General features: G+C 47.6%; 14 protein-coding genes. 8 read left to right on the top strand and 6 right to left on the bottom strand.

The window, feature by feature from the left end:
• The 3 genes from pyk to KME11_20445 form a co-directional block, all read right to left on the bottom strand.
• Positions 1 to 1,788 (bottom strand): pyruvate kinase, encoded by a 1,788-nt coding sequence (gene pyk, locus KME11_20455; GenBank protein ID MBW4517582.1) that lies wholly within the window; start codon positions 1,786 to 1,788, stop codon positions 1 to 3.
• Positions 1,789 to 1,973: 185 nt separating this feature from the next.
• A complete protein-coding gene (locus KME11_20450) occupies positions 1,974 to 2,657 on the bottom strand; it encodes a COP23 domain-containing protein (GenBank protein ID MBW4517581.1) in 684 nt (227 codons plus the stop codon).
• Between the two features lie 642 nt (positions 2,658 to 3,299).
• On the bottom strand, positions 3,300 to 3,896 hold the full coding sequence (locus KME11_20445; protein ID MBW4517580.1) for a peroxiredoxin: 597 nt from the start codon (positions 3,894 to 3,896) through the stop codon (positions 3,300 to 3,302).
• 219 nt (positions 3,897 to 4,115) lie between these two features.
• On the opposite strand from KME11_20445, the gene KME11_20440 reads away from it, so the two are divergent.
• The 3 genes from KME11_20440 to KME11_20430 all read left to right on the top strand — a co-directional run bounded on the left by KME11_20440 (position 4,116) and on the right by KME11_20430 (position 8,227).
• Positions 4,116 to 4,634 (top strand): peptidoglycan-binding protein, encoded by a 519-nt coding sequence (locus KME11_20440; protein MBW4517579.1) that lies wholly within the window; start codon positions 4,116 to 4,118, stop codon positions 4,632 to 4,634.
• Positions 4,635 to 4,842: 208 nt separating this feature from the next.
• Positions 4,843 to 7,443: a M1 family metallopeptidase gene (locus tag KME11_20435; protein ID MBW4517578.1), complete on the top strand. Its 2,601-nt coding sequence runs from the start codon at positions 4,843 to 4,845 to the stop codon at positions 7,441 to 7,443.
• Positions 7,444 to 7,528: 85 nt separating this feature from the next.
• Entirely contained in the window at positions 7,529 to 8,227 is a 699-nt protein-coding gene (locus tag KME11_20430; protein MBW4517577.1) for a response regulator transcription factor, read from the top strand.
• A gap of 132 nt (positions 8,228 to 8,359) precedes the next feature.
• Here the strand turns inward: KME11_20430 and KME11_20425 are convergent, their stop codons facing one another.
• A complete protein-coding gene (locus KME11_20425) occupies positions 8,360 to 8,950 on the bottom strand; it encodes a hypothetical protein (GenBank protein ID MBW4517576.1) in 591 nt (196 codons plus the stop codon).
• A 255-nt stretch (positions 8,951 to 9,205) separates the two neighbouring features.
• Between KME11_20425 and KME11_20420 the strand changes: the two genes are divergently transcribed.
• Positions 9,206 to 10,084: a phosphodiester glycosidase family protein gene (locus KME11_20420; GenBank protein ID MBW4517575.1), complete on the top strand. Its 879-nt coding sequence runs from the start codon at positions 9,206 to 9,208 to the stop codon at positions 10,082 to 10,084.
• Positions 10,085 to 10,614: 530 nt separating this feature from the next.
• The gene (locus KME11_20415; GenBank protein ID MBW4517574.1) at positions 10,615 to 11,424 is read left to right on the top strand and encodes a helix-turn-helix domain-containing protein; all 810 of its coding nucleotides are present in this window, start codon (positions 10,615 to 10,617) and stop codon (positions 11,422 to 11,424) included.
• A 74-nt stretch (positions 11,425 to 11,498) separates the two neighbouring features.
• Here KME11_20415 and KME11_20410 read toward each other — a convergent pair whose 3' ends face one another.
• Positions 11,499 to 12,773 carry a GTP cyclohydrolase II gene (locus tag KME11_20410; GenBank protein ID MBW4517573.1) on the bottom strand — a complete coding sequence of 425 codons (1,275 nt, stop codon included), beginning with the start codon at positions 12,771 to 12,773 and terminating at the stop codon, positions 11,499 to 11,501.
• A gap of 194 nt (positions 12,774 to 12,967) precedes the next feature.
• Here KME11_20410 and upp point away from each other — a divergent pair, with 194 nt between their 5' ends.
• From upp to KME11_20395, 3 genes are read left to right on the top strand one after another with little or no spacing between them, the layout of a single operon-like run.
• On the top strand, positions 12,968 to 13,600 hold the full coding sequence (gene upp, locus KME11_20405; GenBank protein ID MBW4517572.1) for a uracil phosphoribosyltransferase: 633 nt from the start codon (positions 12,968 to 12,970) through the stop codon (positions 13,598 to 13,600).
• Positions 13,601 to 13,628: 28 nt separating this feature from the next.
• On the top strand, positions 13,629 to 14,885 hold the full coding sequence (locus KME11_20400) for a URC4/urg3 family protein (protein ID MBW4517571.1): 1,257 nt from the start codon (positions 13,629 to 13,631) through the stop codon (positions 14,883 to 14,885).
• A gap of 53 nt (positions 14,886 to 14,938) precedes the next feature.
• Entirely contained in the window at positions 14,939 to 15,535 is a 597-nt protein-coding gene (locus tag KME11_20395; protein MBW4517570.1) for a Uma2 family endonuclease, read from the top strand.
• Here the strand turns inward: KME11_20395 and KME11_20390 are convergent.
• The gene (locus KME11_20390) at positions 15,532 to 16,518 is read right to left on the bottom strand and encodes an MBL fold metallo-hydrolase (protein MBW4517569.1); all 987 of its coding nucleotides are present in this window, start codon (positions 16,516 to 16,518) and stop codon (positions 15,532 to 15,534) included. The two genes, KME11_20395 and KME11_20390, sit on opposite strands and share 4 nt — an antisense overlap.
• Positions 16,519 to 16,534: the final 16 nt, after the last annotated feature.

The following is a 16,534-nucleotide window of genomic DNA, read 5'->3' as shown; positions in this document are numbered from 1 at the left end:
TTAAACCAGCAAGGCTGTCTCTGTGGGAGCAGAGCTAGTGGTGCCTGAGTAAACTAAGCCGCGCTGCACATCAAGGGTAAGAATGGTGCCATCTCGGATAGCCTCCGTAGCATTTTTTACGCCCACAATGACGGGAACGCCTAAGCGGAGACCAATGACAGCGGCATGGCTAGTGAGGCTACTTTCCTCAGTAATGATGCCTGCGGACTTACGAATTACTTCAATATGGTCGGCGCTGGTTTTTGATACAACCAGGATTTCGCCTGGGTTAAAGTTTCCGAGTTCTGCCATCGTATGAGCCACTCTGGCAAGCCCACTGACCGAACCCTGCCCAATGCCCAATCCCTTGCCCAGCACAGAGGTAACCACTTCTACCTTAATCAAATCAGTAGAGCCAGAGACACCTTGAAGCGTGCCTGCGGTCATTACCACTAAGTCTCCCTGCGCCAGCAAGCCCGTCTCCTGTGCCACATTGAGGGCAGATTGGAAGGTCTGTCCGGTAGAAATTAGGTTAAGGACGAGAAGAGGCTTAACCCCCCAAACAAGCTGCAACTGCCGAGCTACGTCTACATGGGGTGTAATTGCCAGAATAGGCTTATTGGGGCGGAACTTAGAGACGTTGCGAGCGGTTGCGCCAGACTTAGTGAGGGTCATAATGGCAGCAGCACCAAGCTGTTCGGCAATTTGTCCGACAGCGCTGCTAATCGCATTGGGGATCGATCGCCCACCCATATCTTCGGTTTTGCGTTTGTAGATGGGGTCTTGTTCCATACGGCAAGCAATGCGTGCCATGGTTTCGACTGCCTGCACTGGAAACTTACCCACGGCGGTTTCGTTAGACAGCATGACGGCATCGGTGCCATCTAGGATAGCGTTGGCTACATCAGAAATCTCGGCGCGGGTGGGGCGAGGATTGCTAAGCATACTGTCGAGCATTTGAGTGGCAGTAATGACAGGAATGCCCAGACGGTTCGAGGTGGCAATCAGCCGTTTTTGCAGAATTGGGACATCTTCAGCGGGTAGCTCTACCCCCAGGTCGCCCCGTGCCACCATCACCCCATCGCATAGGGAAAGGATGGCTTCCATTTGCTCGATCGCCTCATGCTTCTCAATCTTGGCGATCACCGGAACGTTCTTTCCAGCACTAGCAATCAGTTCTTTAATTTCTAAAATATCCTGCGGATTACGAACGAAGCTGAGCGCTACCCAATCGACTCCTTGATCGAGTCCAAACATCAGATCTTCTTTATCTTTATCGGTAAGTGCCTTAACGGATAGATAAACCCCAGGAAAATTAACGCCTTTGTTGTTCGATAGCACGCCCCCAACAACAACTTCACAATGGAGTTCCTTAGCGGCTTTATCGACCTTCTCAACCCGCATTTCTACCCGTCCATCATCTAAAAGAATGACGGCACCTGCGGGAACTTCGTCAGCCAGGGGTTCGTAGGTCACGCAGCTCTTTCCCTGAGTTCCAGGCATGAGATGGCTGGTGAGGACGAAGGGATCGCCTTTCTCTAAATTAATTGAGCCGTTCTCAAACTTGCCCAGGCGAATCTTTGGGCCTTGAAGATCTTGCAAAATCCCGACAGGCTGGTTTAGCTCAAAAGACACCTGACGAATAAGGCGAATGCTCCGCTGATGGTCATCATGCGTGCCATGAGAAAAGTTAAGCCGTAGGGTGGTTGCTCCAGCTTCAATCAAATCGCGTAGAACTTTGAGGCTGCTGGTGGCAGGTCCAATCGTTGCAACAATTTTTGTCCGACGAAGAAAGTTCGGTGATGGCATGAATATTTAAAGATAGAGAGGAATGAACACAAGCGCCCCTGATCACCCATGAAGCGGCAACAGGGATACTATCACGTTTAGAGAACTCCTTCGCAACTTTGCCTCGCCCCTTCGCAAACTTGCAGTAAAAAGAGGGGTATGGTTAACACGCCCCTCACACTCAATATTTATTAGAATATCTACTTTTAACGCAATCTTGCTCCCGTACCACCGTCTGCTCGGTCGAGAAAGGGGCGCAGGTCAACACGATCGCCAGACCGAGATGAACGACTAGAGCGGGAGAGTGAAGAGAGATCAACGCCGACCGCTACGCCAATTTGGTTAATGATGCTGTCGTCGTCGCCGGAGAAGGTGGTGACCGCAGTGGTTTGTTGTCCATTGTCGGCAACAGTCAGGTTACCAAAAACGCGATCGCGAATTACTAAAGGATCTTCGCCTTCAGGAACAGTTAACACAATTCGGCAACTGGGCACTTGAGATGTCGTGACGCAGATGGTATTGTAGCCGTTCTCGACAGCCGTTTGCATTTCTAGTAAACCTGCGGGACGGTATTCTTCTAAACGGCGGCTAATTTCGGCACAGCGTCGCTCAGGAGTCCAGCCACCACCCATCGCAGTAGGTTTTGCCCAAGGATAGGTTTCGCCAGGTTGGCTTTGAGGATTGTAAACGACGGTGTATTCGCCGTTTTGAGTTTGGCAGCTAAAGCGAGCGTTGACAGCTTGCTGCGGAACGGGGACGGAGTTGGAAGGATTACGAGAAGGGGAGGTGTTCGGCTCGTTGCGACCCGATGGTAGCTGAGAAATAGGTGCAGCGATCGCAGGCAGGATACTGCTGCTAGTAAGCAAAACTACGCTAGCTGACAAACTCATTGTCTTAAAGATTGCTGCCAGTCGAGAGGAAGCAGGAGTAATGGGAAGGGTAGATTGTGTTGCCATAGTGGGTTTTAGAGTTCTCCAAGGTCGAGGTTATGGGTGACGGAATGGGGTAACATTGGGCATTAAAAAATGGGCAGTAAAAGAAGTGCAAGGGAATGAGTTTGCCCTGGTTTTTCTAATCTAAATATTTCCCTAACTTAGATTTAGATACTCATTGACGAGGAATGAGAGGATTTGTTCCAAGTTTAGAAGGCATTGAGCAGCGATCGGTTCCCACAACTGCAACTCGACGCAGAGTGATTAGCGCAGATTATTAAATCTTTTAAAACTTGCATGAAGCTTTATAACGAAGGGGCTGTGCTTGTTGCTACAATTTGCCTTGGAAGTCAGATTTCTGGAAACGCTCGTCTGAGGCTTGTAGAAATCTTTAAGGAACTATTTTGCCGCCATGGGAAGCGCAGATTAGGTTTCTTCCAAATTGCTTAGAACGACACAATTTTTTAGGTGATTGAAACTGGTTAACTTTCGAGTTTGCCAGTTTTTTTGTTGCACAGATTCCCGATTTCTTGAGTCTTGTCTGAGAAGCCGGAAATCTGTAGTGATGTGACCCTCTAGAAATCTCTTATAAAAGCTTGCCTAAACTGCCGCGAAGAATTCCTTAAACTTAATGGGGTCAGGGTTCATGGTTTTCTCGCCGGGTTGCCAATTGACGGGGCAAACTTCGTCAGGATGAGATTGGACATGACGAATGGCTTGCAAAACGCGCAAGGTTTCATCTACGCTGCGACCAAAGCCAAGGTTATTGATAGTGGCGTGCTGAACAACGCCTTCGCGATCGATGATAAACAAACCGCGTAGGGTGATTCCAGCATCAGGATCAAGAACGTTGTAAGCGGTACCAATTTCTTTTTTAATATCAGACACTAAGGGATAGGTCAGGTCGCCAACGCCGCCTAGTTTGCGATCGGTTTGCACCCAGGCTAGATGAGAAAATTCGCTGTCTACTGAAATGCCCAGAATTTCGGTGTTGAGATCTTTAAATTTGTCGTAACTGTCGCTGAATGCCATAACTTCTGTGGGGCAAACGAAGGTGAAGTCCAGAGGATAAAAGAACAGGACGACATATCTACCGCGATAGTCAGAGAGCCGAATGGTCTTGAATTCTTGATGGTGTACTGCGGTTGCGGTGAAATCGGGTGCAACCTGACCAACCCGGAGGCAGCCTTCGGACATAGGAATTCTCCTTGAATGGAACTTGCTTTTGGGCAAACTGCCTTGACTATATCTTAGCCATAGTAATTGCGACTCAGGAGAGCGATCTCTCCTAGATACTTGCTAGGATTCTCCTAGAGTACTCACGAGGGGAATAGTTTTGCTGAAGAGGTTTTTCTAATCTAGGTGATGTGGAAGCTTAATCCACGTAAACCAGTAATCCATCGCAGAGAATCTACCATGCCTACTATTCAATGTCCGGCTGTTCGTCCCACCGTTCAATCTAACGCGAGTGGTCGGATTGTTTCTGAAATGCAAACCGCTCTAAATGCCCGTCTTAAGGAAATTGACGTCATCTCTCGTTCTCCCCTACAGGTGGCAATAACAGGATCTTTTGAAGATCACACTCGGACGGCAGTGCAATATCTTCAGTGTCTTGCTTTCTTAAAAGTCGATGGAATTGTTGGAGCCAAGACTTGGGCTTACCTCTGCGAAGGAACAGCAAGTATGCCCGTATTAAGAAAAGGTGCTTTTGACGCATTAGTAGGTAAAGTGCAACAAGCGCTGAAAGACGGTGACTTTTATAAGGGTGCTGTGGACAACGACTTTGGCGCAAAAACTGAAACGGCGGTCAAGGCTTTTCAAGCTGCTCGTGTGGGTCTAAAAGTTGATGGGGTCATTGGTGCGAAAACTTGGACAGAACTAAGCCGTTTTGATGCTCATTCTAAGTCTTGCTTTGTAGATAACCTCACGTTGTAGGATTGACTGAAAATTAATGAATCCGCCTGCTCCCGAAATTCTAGATGGGGAGTGGGCAATTTATTTTAAATGCTTAATCATAGGGTCAACTTGCTTAGGGAAAATCAGTATGAAGCCCAGCGTATCGCCTTCCCTTTGCTAATCTGTAGGGATAGCTGCCAAAGCCTCTTTTAGAGAGGCATCTTCATAATTCTAGGTTTCTCTTCTCATGCCAAATCTTTCTTTTGATAGCGACAATAACGGACGCAGATCTTTTGAGTTACCAGGTTCTCGCCCCCATTACAATCCCGATCGCCCTGGACAAGTTGAGCATATCTTCCTGGATTTAGTGCTAGATATTCCCTATCAGAGCTATCAGGGAACCTGCCACATCCGCATTAAGCCTGTACGCGATGGCATCGATCGCCTCACCCTAGATGCTGTCAATCTACAAATTAATTCAGTGCAAGCGGCAGGGGTTGAACAGACATTTGACTACGACGGAGAACAGCTACAAATTAATTTGGGGCAAGCGACGCAAGCCGAGAAGGTTTTAGAAATCACCATTAACTACCAGGTCGAACAACCTCAGCGCGGCATTTACTTTATTGCACCCGATAAAGATTATCCTGACAAACCTGTGCAAGTGTGGACGCAGGGTGAGGATGAAGACTCTCGCTACTGGTTCCCGTGCTTCGACTATCCAGGACAGTTGGCAACCTCTGAAATTCGGGTGCGCATTCCCAAGCCGTATATGGCAATTTCTAATGGAGAGTTGGTGGATATGCAGGACTTGGGGAGCGATTGCATTTATCACTGGTCACAGAAACAGGTGCATCCGACCTACCTAATGACGCTGGCTGTAGGCGACTTTGCTGAGTTTAAAGAAGAGTGGCAGGGTAGACCCGTGACCTATTATGTGGAGCGATCGCGCGCAGACGATGCCCTTCGCACCATGGGTAAAACGCCGCGCATGATTGAGTTTTTTAGCAAGGCGTTTGGCTATTCCTATCCTTTTCCTAAATATGCGCAGGTTTGCGTCAACGATTTCATCTTTGGTGGCATGGAAAACACCTCCACGACGCTGTTAACCGATCGCTGCTTACTGGATGAACGGGCAGCATTGGACAATCAAAATTCAGAATCATTAGTGGCTCATGAGCTTGCCCACCAATGGTTTGGTGATTTAGTAGTGATCAAACATTGGTCGCACGCCTGGATTAAAGAAGGCATGGCTTCGTATGCCGAAATTTTGTGGGTGACGGATGAGTATAGCCAGGAAGATGGGGCTTACTATCGCTTAGGTGAAGCGCGAAATTATTTGGCAGAAGATAGTTCTCGGTATCGTCGCCCGATGGTAACCCACGTTTATCGAGAGGCGATCGAACTGTACGATCGCCATATTTATGACAAGGGAGCCTGCGTTTACCACATGATTCGCTCAGAATTGGGCGATGATCTGTTCTTCAAAGCGGTTCATACTTTTGTGCAAGACAACGCCCATCAAACGGTGGAAACGATCGATTTGTTGAGGGCGATCGAAACGGCAACCGGGCGCAATCTGCAATTTTTGTTCGATCAATATGTCTTTCGGGGCGGACATCCTGACTATAAGGTGGCGTATGCTTGGGATAGTGACAGCAATCTTGCAAAAGTAACCGTGACGCAAACTCAGGTGAAGGAGGGCAGTAACGGTAAAGGCAATGGCAGCGGCAGTGAATTATTTGATTTAAAGGTGCCAATTGGATTTGGCTACACTGAAAAATCTAAATCCCAAACGTTCACCGTCCGCATTCACGAGCGCGAACAAACTTTCTATTTTCCATTATCAGAAAAGCCCCAGTTTGTCAGTTTTGATGTGGGCAATCATTTCCTTAAAACGGTAGCGCTAGAATATCCGATCGCCGAACTGAAGGCGCAATTGCAGCATGATCCAGACGTGCTTTCGCGAATTGATGCCGCGAAAGCCCTTGCCAAAAAAGGCGGACTAGAAGCCGTCAAAGCGCTCACTGTTGCTCTTACCGATGATCCTTTCTGGGGAGTTCGAGTGGAAGTAGCAGGGCAACTGGCAAGCATCAAGCTAGATCAAGCGTTTGAAGGATTGGTGAAAGGACTTACTGACTCAGATGCAAGAGTGCGGCGAGCAGTGGTTGGCGCGATCGCCAAGCTGAAAACAACCGCCAGTTACCAGGCATTAAAACCCATTGCCGAAAAGGGAGATGCCAGCTACCTTGTGGAAGCATCAGCACTCTCTGGCATTGGCAGCATTTTGGGCAGCAGCGAAACGGATGCAGACGAGGCTATCCAGCTTTTTCAGGATGTGTTGGCGCAACGGGCTGGCTGGAACGAAACCGTTAGAAGTGGAGCGATCGCCGGACTTAGCCAACTCAAAACTTCAGAAGCAGCCCTGGCGCTGATTCTCGAAAACACGGTTGCAGGAACGCCTCAACCGCTCCGCCTGGCTGCAATTCGGGCATTGGGCGCTATTTCTACAGGGCAATCCAAAACGAGTGTAGAGCGCATCCTGAATCGGTTAAATGAACTAGCGCGTGAGTCATTTTTTATGACGCAAGTTTCCGTTGTAATCGCCCTGGGGCAAATGGAAACGACTAAAGCAATTGGAATTTTGAGAGCGATCGCCAGTCAAACCCCTGATGGTCGGGTGCGTCGCATGGCAGAGGAAGCTGTCCAAAAAGTGCAAAAAGCTGCTGGATCAGATCAAGCGACTAAAAAGCTACAGGAGGAATTAGACCAACTCAAAAAAGACAACCAGGATTTGAAGAGTCGTTTAGAAAATCTAGAGGCAAAATCTAAGAAAAACGAAAGCTAATTCTTATCACCGGATTGTCTAAACCATAGGCAGACGATCCGGTGAGTTGTCTCTTTTTTCGCTACTCTGCCAACAAAATAGCCCCATGCAAATTCTCCTTGTAGACGACGAAGCCGAACTCACCGAACCCCTCAGCCGCATTCTTAAACGCGAAGGCTATCAAGTTGATATTGCCCATGATGGAGCGGCTGGAAGTCTTTTGGCAATGCAGAAGCAATATGATTTGCTGATCTTAGATTGGATGCTGCCTTACAAGAGCGGACTAGAAATCTGTGAAGAACTGCGATCGCTCGGTAACACTACTCCTGTTCTCTTTCTTACCGCCAAAGATACCCTGGACGATCGCGTGGAAGGCTTAGATGCAGGAGCCGATGATTACCTGATCAAACCCTTCGAGCTACGCGAACTGCTTGCCCGTGTGCGTGCCCTGCTTCGTCGTCCATCGTCGCCTGTTTCCGATCGCTCTGCCCTGCTGCAAATCAACGATCTTAAACTTGATCTTGAGAATCAGTTGGCGTATCGACAGGAAAGGGCGATCGAACTTTCAGACAAAGAGAGCCAGCTTTTGGCATACTTCATGCGGAATCCTAACCAAGTATTAACCCACGAGCAGATTTATCAGCATCTTTGGAAGGAAGATGAGAAACCCAGTAGCAATGCCTTGGCGGCTCAGATTCGGTTGCTCCGTCGCAAAATTGAAGCTGAGCTAGAACCGCCTCTGATTCATACCGTGTACGGCAGAGGATACCGATTTGGAGCGCTGTCTGACGAGCTTCCCCCCTAACACTTATTACCCAAATCTAAACAATTTCTTAGACCGAGCCTGACTCACCAAAAAAGCAGACTGAACACTCAGCCTGCTTTTTAGTTCACCTAGATGAATTTCTTCTAGACAAGAGGTTGAGTATTCAGTAACTCACTCTGCACTAGCTGCTTTCTTGCGTCCCCGAGTAGAGGTTGAACGAACGGCTTTAGGCTGGTTTTCTGGGGCTGCAATTGTGCCACTGGCTGCCGTGTTTTTCCGAGCAGCGGCGCTACGAGTTGCTTTAGGTTGAGTTTCCTCACCTTCGCCTTTAGGTTTGTTAGGGCCTCTGCCGCGACGCTTGGTTGGTGCTGCATCGGTTGCATCGGTTGCATCGGTTGCATCGGTTGACGCTTCTGCGTCGGTTGCCACGTCTGCTTTGGGTGCACGAGGCGTTCTGCCGCGCTTACCTGTAGAGGTCTTAGCACCCCCCTCACTCTGTTTTTTGGCATTTGCCAGGTAGCGCTTTAACGAAGAAGCCGTAATAGCAACCCCTTTTCCAGCAAGCATCGTTGAGACTTCTTCGTAACTGTATCCACGATCGAGTGCGGTTGTAATAGAATCTTGCAACAGGGTAACGGCTTCCCGTAGTGACCAAGTGTCCTTGGTTTTAGCAGGAAGTTCTTGAAGCGTCAAAGTTGCTTGCTCAATGTTGGCTTTGGAAACAGCTACTGAAGCAGGCGGTCTTTGTTTAATGGGAGGCATGATTGTGTTCCTACGAATGTTACTTTCCTAATGTTAATTGAGTTCGGAAAGCTGTGTTAAGACTAGCCTACCAATTTATCTTCTGTTTCGATCATTGAAGATCTTATTTCTGCCCGAACTTTATCAAGAACATTCATCAAGACATGTCGAGCGAGTGACAGATTGAGGATAATGTGTGGGAAATTGATCGACTTTCTGAGGCGTTGGCTCATGAGAAGATTTAGGATGCTAGTTTTTGTTCTAGGGGTAGGAGGAATGATTCTGGCTCTGTTATTTCACGTCCTGTCGCCTTCCTTTTTTCTCTCCTCTGCTTTGTCAGGCGTTCAGCCTCTACCTTTCCCGATCGCCTCCTCCACAGCGATTCAGTATCGGGTTTATTCATTGCCTCAGACAGATATTCATACCCTGTTGATACCTGTTGGCAACCCTTTGCACTCTAGTCACGATCGCCCTACCTTTGCTGTCTCTGCCACTTTAGAGACTGTCGAACAGTTCGCCCAACGCGAAGAGGCGACTGCGATCCTCAATGCTGGTTTTTTTGATCCAGTCAATCAAAAGTCCACTTCTTACATCACTCTTAATCAAAAGCTCGTTGCCGATCCACAGCAAAATGAACGGCTCATGGAAAATCCTGCTCTCACACCCTATCTCGATCGCATCCTCAATCGGACAGAACTACGCCGTTACCAGTGTCAGCAATTAGATAGATTTGATTTAGCACAACATCTTGCTCCACCACCTGCCAATTGTGAAATTGTGGATGCGATCGGGGGTGGACCTCAATTACTTCCCAATCTGGCTTTGGAGCAAGAAGGCTTTTTTGATGCGCAAGGCGAGGTTATTCGAGATCCCTTGGGCAGCCGTCAGCGCAATGCCAGAACGGCTGTAGGACTCCTACCTGATGGCAAGATGCTTTGGGTAATGGTGGCGCAGAAACCTAATTTCCCTGAGGATTCTGGCATGACGCTGGCAGAACTTGCCGAGTTTATGAAAACTTTGGGGGTTGAAAAGGCAATGAATTTGGACGGCGGCAGTTCTTCGTCACTTTACTATGACGGCAAGGCATTTTATGGCAAGGTGAATGACCAGGGACGGATAGAGCGATCGGTGAAATCGGTGTTGTTATTACGCTAGCGATGAATCGGACATTCTTTCAAGAATAATTTAGAAAATGTCCGATTCCATGCTAATCTTTAAATCATAGGACTTACGCAGAAGAGATCCCTAACCCCTTAAAAAGGGGCTTTTGAGATTCTCTCCTTAATAAGGAGGGTTAGGGAGGATCTGAATTTGCAGTTGCACAGTGCGTAAGTCCTGGCTAAGACTAACTATACTAACTTCTATTTTTGTTCTCTATGATTAAATACCGTGTCGAAGATTTCCGCATTTATAATCCCTGGGTTAGATTGTTTACTTTTCTCTAATGATCATTACCCTCCCCACTTCCATATTAAAAAAGCTGGACGTTGGGAAATTCGAGTCTACTTTTTAAGTTGTACTGAGCAAGAGCTTAACTATAAGTTTAAGTTTCCTAAAAAGCCTAATAGAGACGAGGGGCCAACAGGAAGGGAACGAAGAGATATTTTGAAAGCGGTTTTAAAGCATCGTGCAGCACTGCTTAAAGAATGAGAAGAAAAAGTAAGTACTGGAGAGGATAGTTAGCAATGGACATTAGAGGGCTAGTGAAAGAACCTTTAGGACAAAGCATCTGCGGCGATTCTACCCAAGGTATCGAAGTCCTGCATGAGACCATCATGGATGATGAACACCAAACTCTACTTGCCACAACAACTAAATTTGAGTTTGTAGAAGTTCGTGTCAAAAGCCAGAGTTCATCAGAAACTTTAGTAGCGATTATTTTTTCGACAGGAAATGAGTCGAAAGCAATATTTCGCGTCTTTGAAGATGCGAAGCAAGGATCAATTCGCAATGTGCGCTTTCGGCTAAATACTGCTATCCCAGAGCGCATCTTGAATGCTTGGAAGCTTGGAGCAGAACAAGATCTGATTGCCTATGCGGCGGTTTCTGACAAAGGGTTGTGCATCTTGGATTGTGCTTTGAATATTTTGACTATTCCTTTCGATGCAATGTCTGCTTTGAACTCTCTTCCCTGGTCTGAGCGACAAAACTTTGAACTTGATGCAGATGGCAGCTACCTTTACTGGGCATTTACAGATACTCATCTTGACCTTGATTCCTTCAAAATATCTGTAGATCCAGACTTAAAAACTAAGCTGAATGCTGAAAATCTTCTCTATGATGAACGGTTTGGCAAAGCGATCGCCACAGTTAGAAAAAATCTAAAGCTCAAACAAACTGATATTGAGGGCGTGTCTGCTAGACATATCGGACGGATAGAAAAAGGAGCACGTCCTAAACTGGAAACTCTCAAGTTGTTGGCAAAAGGGCATGGAGTGGAAATTAATGACTATATAGAAAGGGTTGCTCAAGCCATGGCTAAAATTTATCCATAAAGAGACAAGACAGTTGCCCCGTAAAAAAGAGATGTGCAGTTGCATATCTCCTTAAAATCTTGTTTTTTGGAAATTTAGTAATCCCTTCCCTTGACTTCTGCTAGTTCTGCCGCCACCATCACCTCATCTTCAGAGTAATAACCTGATGCTTTTTTCGCTTCAATTTCGACTTGAGCATCGGCAGGAATTAATTCAGGTGGAATGGCAATTCGCTGCACGACCTCAATTCCAGAATGGGTAATGGCGTTGTACTTCAGGTTACTCATCGAAACAAGGCGATCGATTTTGGTAATACCCAGCCAGTGCAACACATCGGGCATTAGCTCCTGGAAGCGCATATCTTGCACCCCCGCCACGCATTCGGTGCGCAGGAAGTAAGCATCAGCGCGATCGCCTCCTTCCTGACGCTTACGGGCATTGTAGACGAGGAATTTGGTGACTTCTCCTAATGCCCGTCCTTCTTTGCGACAGTAAACAATCACCCCTGCGCCTCCCGCTTGCGCCGTTTCAATACAGACTTCAATGCCGTGAACTAAATAAGGACGACAGGTGCAAATGTCTGAGCCAAACACATCCGAGCCGTTGCATTCATCATGAACTCGCACTGCTAAGGGCTGGGTAGGATCAGCGATCGCTCCTTCATCTCCCACAATATAGACAGTCGTTCCGCCAATAGGTGGCAGAAACACATGCAGATCAGGGCGGGTAACCAGTTCAGGGAACATGCCGCCCGTTTGTTGGAACAGCGCCCGCCGCAGATCCCACTCCTCAATGCCAAGGCGCTGAGCGATTCCAGGCAAGTACCAAACCGGATCAATTGACGCTTTAGTGACTACTAAATTACCGTCGGCTTTGAGGATTTTGCCATCGACTTTTAAACGTCCTTGGTCAATTTCTTGCTTGAGTTCGGGAATACAAATGTGCGCCTTCGTGATAGCGATAGTCGGCAGAATGTCATAGTCTTCAGAGTAGTGAGAGCCAAACAACTTACCCGCGATCGCCCCAAAGGGGTCAAGGGAAACAATTTTGCTAGGGTCACTCCAACTGGGATGAGGCCCCAGCGGCACAATGGGAGACGTATCGGTTAAGTCTGCCTTGTGCATGGGATCAAGCACGCCGCTGGCGACTGCTAAAGCTCGATAAACCCCGTAGGAGCCAGCATGGGAGCCAATCACATTGCGGTGCTTGGCGCTGCGCAGAGAGCCAATGACAGGACCGCGATCGCCCGGATCTGTCGCTCCCCAACGAATAGGCACAACGGGCTTAGCACCCTTATTTTGGTGAGATGTTAAGATAACGTGCTTCGAGCGAGTTGGCTCTGGATTAGGCTGGATGGAAATATCTGTCATAGGAGTTTTGCCGCCCTGATGATATTAATGTGCTGTATTCTAATCCTTAGAGTTCGGATATTAACCCGCTTTAATATGAGCAAGTTAGTTCGCTAAAGTAACTACAGATACAAAATAATGGCATCTGCTAGGTTCTTTATCTAACGTATGTTTTTAAGTTTGCTAACAAAATTCTCTAAGTGACACCAGTATAAATGGCATCTGAAGTATTTGTAATCCGTCATCCCCTAGTGCAGCACAAGCTAACGTTGATGCGTCAGCAAGAAACAGACACGCAGAATTTTCGGAGGCTTTTGAAGGAAACTTCTTTGCTTTTGGCTTACGAAGTAACCCGCGACTTACCGCTTAAGTACGAAATGATTCAAACTCCGGTTGCTCCCATGAAAGCACCGATGTTAGCAGACAAAAGGATGGTGATTGTGTCTATCATGCGGGCAGGACAAGGCTTGCTAGACGGAATGATGGAGCTATTGCCAACTGCCAAGGTCGGACACATTGGGCTATACCGTGAACCGGGCACCCTAATGACGGTAGAGTATTATTTTAAGCTACCTATTGATGTGGAGCAGCGGGACATGGTGGTGGTTGATCCGATGCTGGCAACTGGCAACTCAGCAGTAGCCGCGATCGATCGCCTTAAAGAATCCAATCCAGCCTCTATCAAATTTGTCTGTTTATTAGCTGCTCCAGAAGGCATCCAGCATTTTCACGAACAGCACCCCGACGTTCCCCTCTACACCGCCGCCATTGATGAACGCCTGGATGAACACGGTTATATTGTCCCAGGATTGGGAGACGCAGGCGATCGCTTATTTGGTACGCAATAACCGCTATCATCACACAGGTCAAACACTCATGCATCCCTCGATCGCCTACCTTCGCTCTCCTCAAGGCATCCGCGATCGCTGCGGTCAAATTTTTGCCCTCGCTACTGCCAACCAACTTCAACATTTCCATCTCGATCTAACACAACTCGATCGCACCGCAGACTACGTCATTGAAGTGATGCGAGCGACATATCCAACCCTACAAATTCCCTTTCACAGCCGTTGGCGACATTTTGAAGCAGGTGGCATTTCTCGCTCTGCGCTGTTGAATCAGCACCTTGCAAAATTAAACCCTCTAGAAAAAGCCCAAGCAAAGTTTGACCTCGTTATTCCTAGCGTTCTCCTAGATGCAGGCGCAGGTACAGGTTGGCAGTACTTAGAAGCGTCAACCGGACAAACGTTTCAACGTTCCGAAGGATTAGGCGTTGCCAGCTTTCATCTGTTTCTACAAAGTGCGTTCTCTAGCATTCCTCACGCCTTACAAACTGATGCAGCCGGATTACAAAATCTTACAGAAGCCACGTTAATAGAAGGATTTCAAGTCAGCGATCGCAATTCTTTAGTGGGGATGGCGGGACGACTCAAGCTGATGCAACGTTTGGGCAACGTTTTATCCCAATCGCCCCATTTGTTTTCTGGAGAACAGCCAGGGAAACAGCCCCGACTAGGGTATTTAGTCAATTATTTAGTAGCGCGCGCGCTTCAAGATACCCGCAAGGGGTCGCAGTCCAATCAACTAGAGGCGCAACAGGTTTTTGAGGCAGTTCTTGAAGGATTTAGCGAGATTTGGGAAGGTCGGATCAGGCTAGACAATATCAATATGGGCGATGTTTGGCTTCACTCTGCCTTGCCCGATCGCGGCGTTGGCTCTCAGATTGTGCCGTTCCATAAACTCTCCCAATGGCTGACTTACTCTTTGCTAGAGCCTTTGCAAGAATTGGGCTTAGAAATTACTCACTTGGATAAATTGACAGGATTATCGGAGTATCGTAATGGCGGTTTATGCATGGATTTAGGACTGTTGCAACCCAAGCATTCGGGCGTATTGCAAGAAACACACTCACCCGATTCAGAAGTGATTGTAGAGTGGCGATCGTTGACGGTGATTTTGCTCGATCGCATTGCCGAAACAATTCGCCAAAAGCTAGGAATGGATGCCCAATCTTTACCACTAGTAAAAGTCCTAGAAGGCGGCACCTGGGCAGCAGGGCGTAAAATAGCGGCGGAGCTAAGACCTAGAGGCGCTCCGCCAATTCAAATTATTAGCGATGGAACAGTTTTCTAGTAAATCTATGGGTAAAATTGCTCTTAGCAGGTTGAACTATTAAAGAATGGGTTATGACAACGCAACTTTTAAGTCCGCTTCATGCCAAACCCGCAAACCTGATTCACCATGTTTCCTGGCAACAGCTCGAGGAAATCGATCGAGCGCTCAGCATTTTGGGCAGATTCAAGCTTGCCTATTTGGATGAAACTTTAGAAATAATGCCTCTTTCAGACGAACACGAAGAATTCAAATCTACTATCGGGCTTCTTCTTGATGCTTACATGAGAGCCGCAAAAATTCGCTTTTACAAACGTGGGAGTCCGACCCTGGGTACTCCAGAGATAGGAGCTAGAGGAGAACCTGACGAATCCTATAATCTTGATACGCGAAAACCCTATCCTGACTTAGTTGTAGAAGTCGTCAGAACGAGCGGCGGAATAGATAAGCTGGAAATCTACCGACGAATGGGCGTTCTCGAAGTTTGGTTTTGGGAGGATGGCGTACTCAGTATCTACCAATTAAACAACATTGAGTCAGTCATAGGCTATCAGAAAGTTTCAAGGAGTAGACTGCTGCCCAGTCTGCCCCTTGAAACTTTTCTGCGCTATGTGACTTATCACGATCAATATGACGCGGTGACAGAGTTTCTTGCCGAGATAGGACGCTAAGACTCAAACTGCCAATTAACTGGCTTCCAATTAAAACCGCCTGCCTCGCGGGGTGTAATGTGCCCAATGCCAGGGAACGGAAAGTGGTACGCAAACATGAGGGTGCGATCGCTCGCAATTTTTGCCAGCGTTGACTGCCGCGTTGCCGCTGCCTGTTCTGGGTCGGCATCAAAAACTGGCTTCCAGCTAGGATTCCACAAGTTAATCGTAGAGATATGCACCACGTCTGCTGTATGAATCAGGGTTGATTCTCCTGACGTAATTTGAATAGCAACATGACCTGCCGTATGTCCGGGTGTTGGAATAGCCGTGATCCCCGGAATAATTTCCTCGTTCATTTCAAAACGAGTCACCCGTCCTTGTATTGAGGTCAACTGCTTTTTGGCAGTAGCAATCGCCCCCTTTTTCGCCTCATCAGGCAGCTTCACTTTGGGTAAGCTGACTCTCGGATTCATCCAAAATTGCCATTCAGTATTGGACACGTAATACTGGGCATTAGGAAACAACAGAGTGCCCATCGGATCGGTCAAGCCACCCACATGATCGCCGTGGGCGTGGGTAATGATGATGGTATCAATATCCGTGGGCGCAATTTGAACTGATGCCAAATTTTCAATCAACTTACCCGCCGTTGCCCCGTTTAGATTGCCGCTGCCGCTATCAATCAAAACTTTATGACTACCCGTATTGATAAACAGAATATTGCAGTCGGGTGTTAATGTTTCTGATTGAAAGCCCTCCTTCAAGACCGCCTGCAATTGTTCGGGGGTAGCGTTGCCTGCAAAGAGTGCTGCCGGAGCCGCCAAAACGCCATCGCTAATAGTTGCTAGGTTAAACTCGCCTACTTTAAACCGATAAAAACCGGGGTTACGGGGCGGCGTTTGAGCTTTGGCAACAGAGTAGAATGCAACGGGGAGAGAAGTGGCGATCGCAGCGAGTGCTGCTGTTTTTAGAAAAGACCGACGAGAGAGATCTACATTCATGAATCACACCATAAAA

Origin of the sequence: Timaviella obliquedivisa GSE-PSE-MK23-08B, from assembly GCA_019358855.1 — a bacterium.
GTDB classification, from domain to species: Bacteria; Cyanobacteriota; Cyanobacteriia; order Elainellales; family Elainellaceae; genus Timaviella; species Timaviella obliquedivisa.
The sequence above is the reverse complement of the archived record's forward strand: the minus strand, read 5'-3'. Positions and strand labels throughout refer to the sequence as shown.

Excerpts from the sequence above, each read along its gene's own strand:
- pyk (MBW4517582.1), bottom strand. The coding sequence starts at position 1,788 with ATGCCATCACCGAACTTTCTTCGTCGGACAAAAATTGTTGCAACGATT.
- KME11_20450 (MBW4517581.1), bottom strand. The coding sequence starts at position 2,657 with ATGAGTTTGTCAGCTAGCGTAGTTTTGCTTACTAGCAGCAGTATCCTG.
- KME11_20445 (MBW4517580.1), bottom strand. The coding sequence starts at position 3,896 with ATGTCCGAAGGCTGCCTCCGGGTTGGTCAGGTTGCACCCGATTTCACC.
- KME11_20440 (MBW4517579.1), top strand. The coding sequence starts at position 4,116 with ATGCCTACTATTCAATGTCCGGCTGTTCGTCCCACCGTTCAATCTAAC.
- KME11_20435 (MBW4517578.1), top strand. The coding sequence starts at position 4,843 with ATGCCAAATCTTTCTTTTGATAGCGACAATAACGGACGCAGATCTTTT.
- KME11_20430 (MBW4517577.1), top strand. The coding sequence starts at position 7,529 with ATGCAAATTCTCCTTGTAGACGACGAAGCCGAACTCACCGAACCCCTC.
- KME11_20425 (MBW4517576.1), bottom strand. The coding sequence starts at position 8,950 with ATGCCTCCCATTAAACAAAGACCGCCTGCTTCAGTAGCTGTTTCCAAA.
- KME11_20420 (MBW4517575.1), top strand. The coding sequence starts at position 9,206 with ATGATTCTGGCTCTGTTATTTCACGTCCTGTCGCCTTCCTTTTTTCTC.
- KME11_20415 (MBW4517574.1), top strand. The coding sequence starts at position 10,615 with ATGGACATTAGAGGGCTAGTGAAAGAACCTTTAGGACAAAGCATCTGC.
- KME11_20410 (MBW4517573.1), bottom strand. The coding sequence starts at position 12,773 with ATGACAGATATTTCCATCCAGCCTAATCCAGAGCCAACTCGCTCGAAG.
- upp (MBW4517572.1), top strand. The coding sequence starts at position 12,968 with ATGGCATCTGAAGTATTTGTAATCCGTCATCCCCTAGTGCAGCACAAG.
- KME11_20400 (MBW4517571.1), top strand. The coding sequence starts at position 13,629 with ATGCATCCCTCGATCGCCTACCTTCGCTCTCCTCAAGGCATCCGCGAT.
- KME11_20395 (MBW4517570.1), top strand. The coding sequence starts at position 14,939 with ATGACAACGCAACTTTTAAGTCCGCTTCATGCCAAACCCGCAAACCTG.
- KME11_20390 (MBW4517569.1), bottom strand. The coding sequence starts at position 16,518 with ATGAATGTAGATCTCTCTCGTCGGTCTTTTCTAAAAACAGCAGCACTC.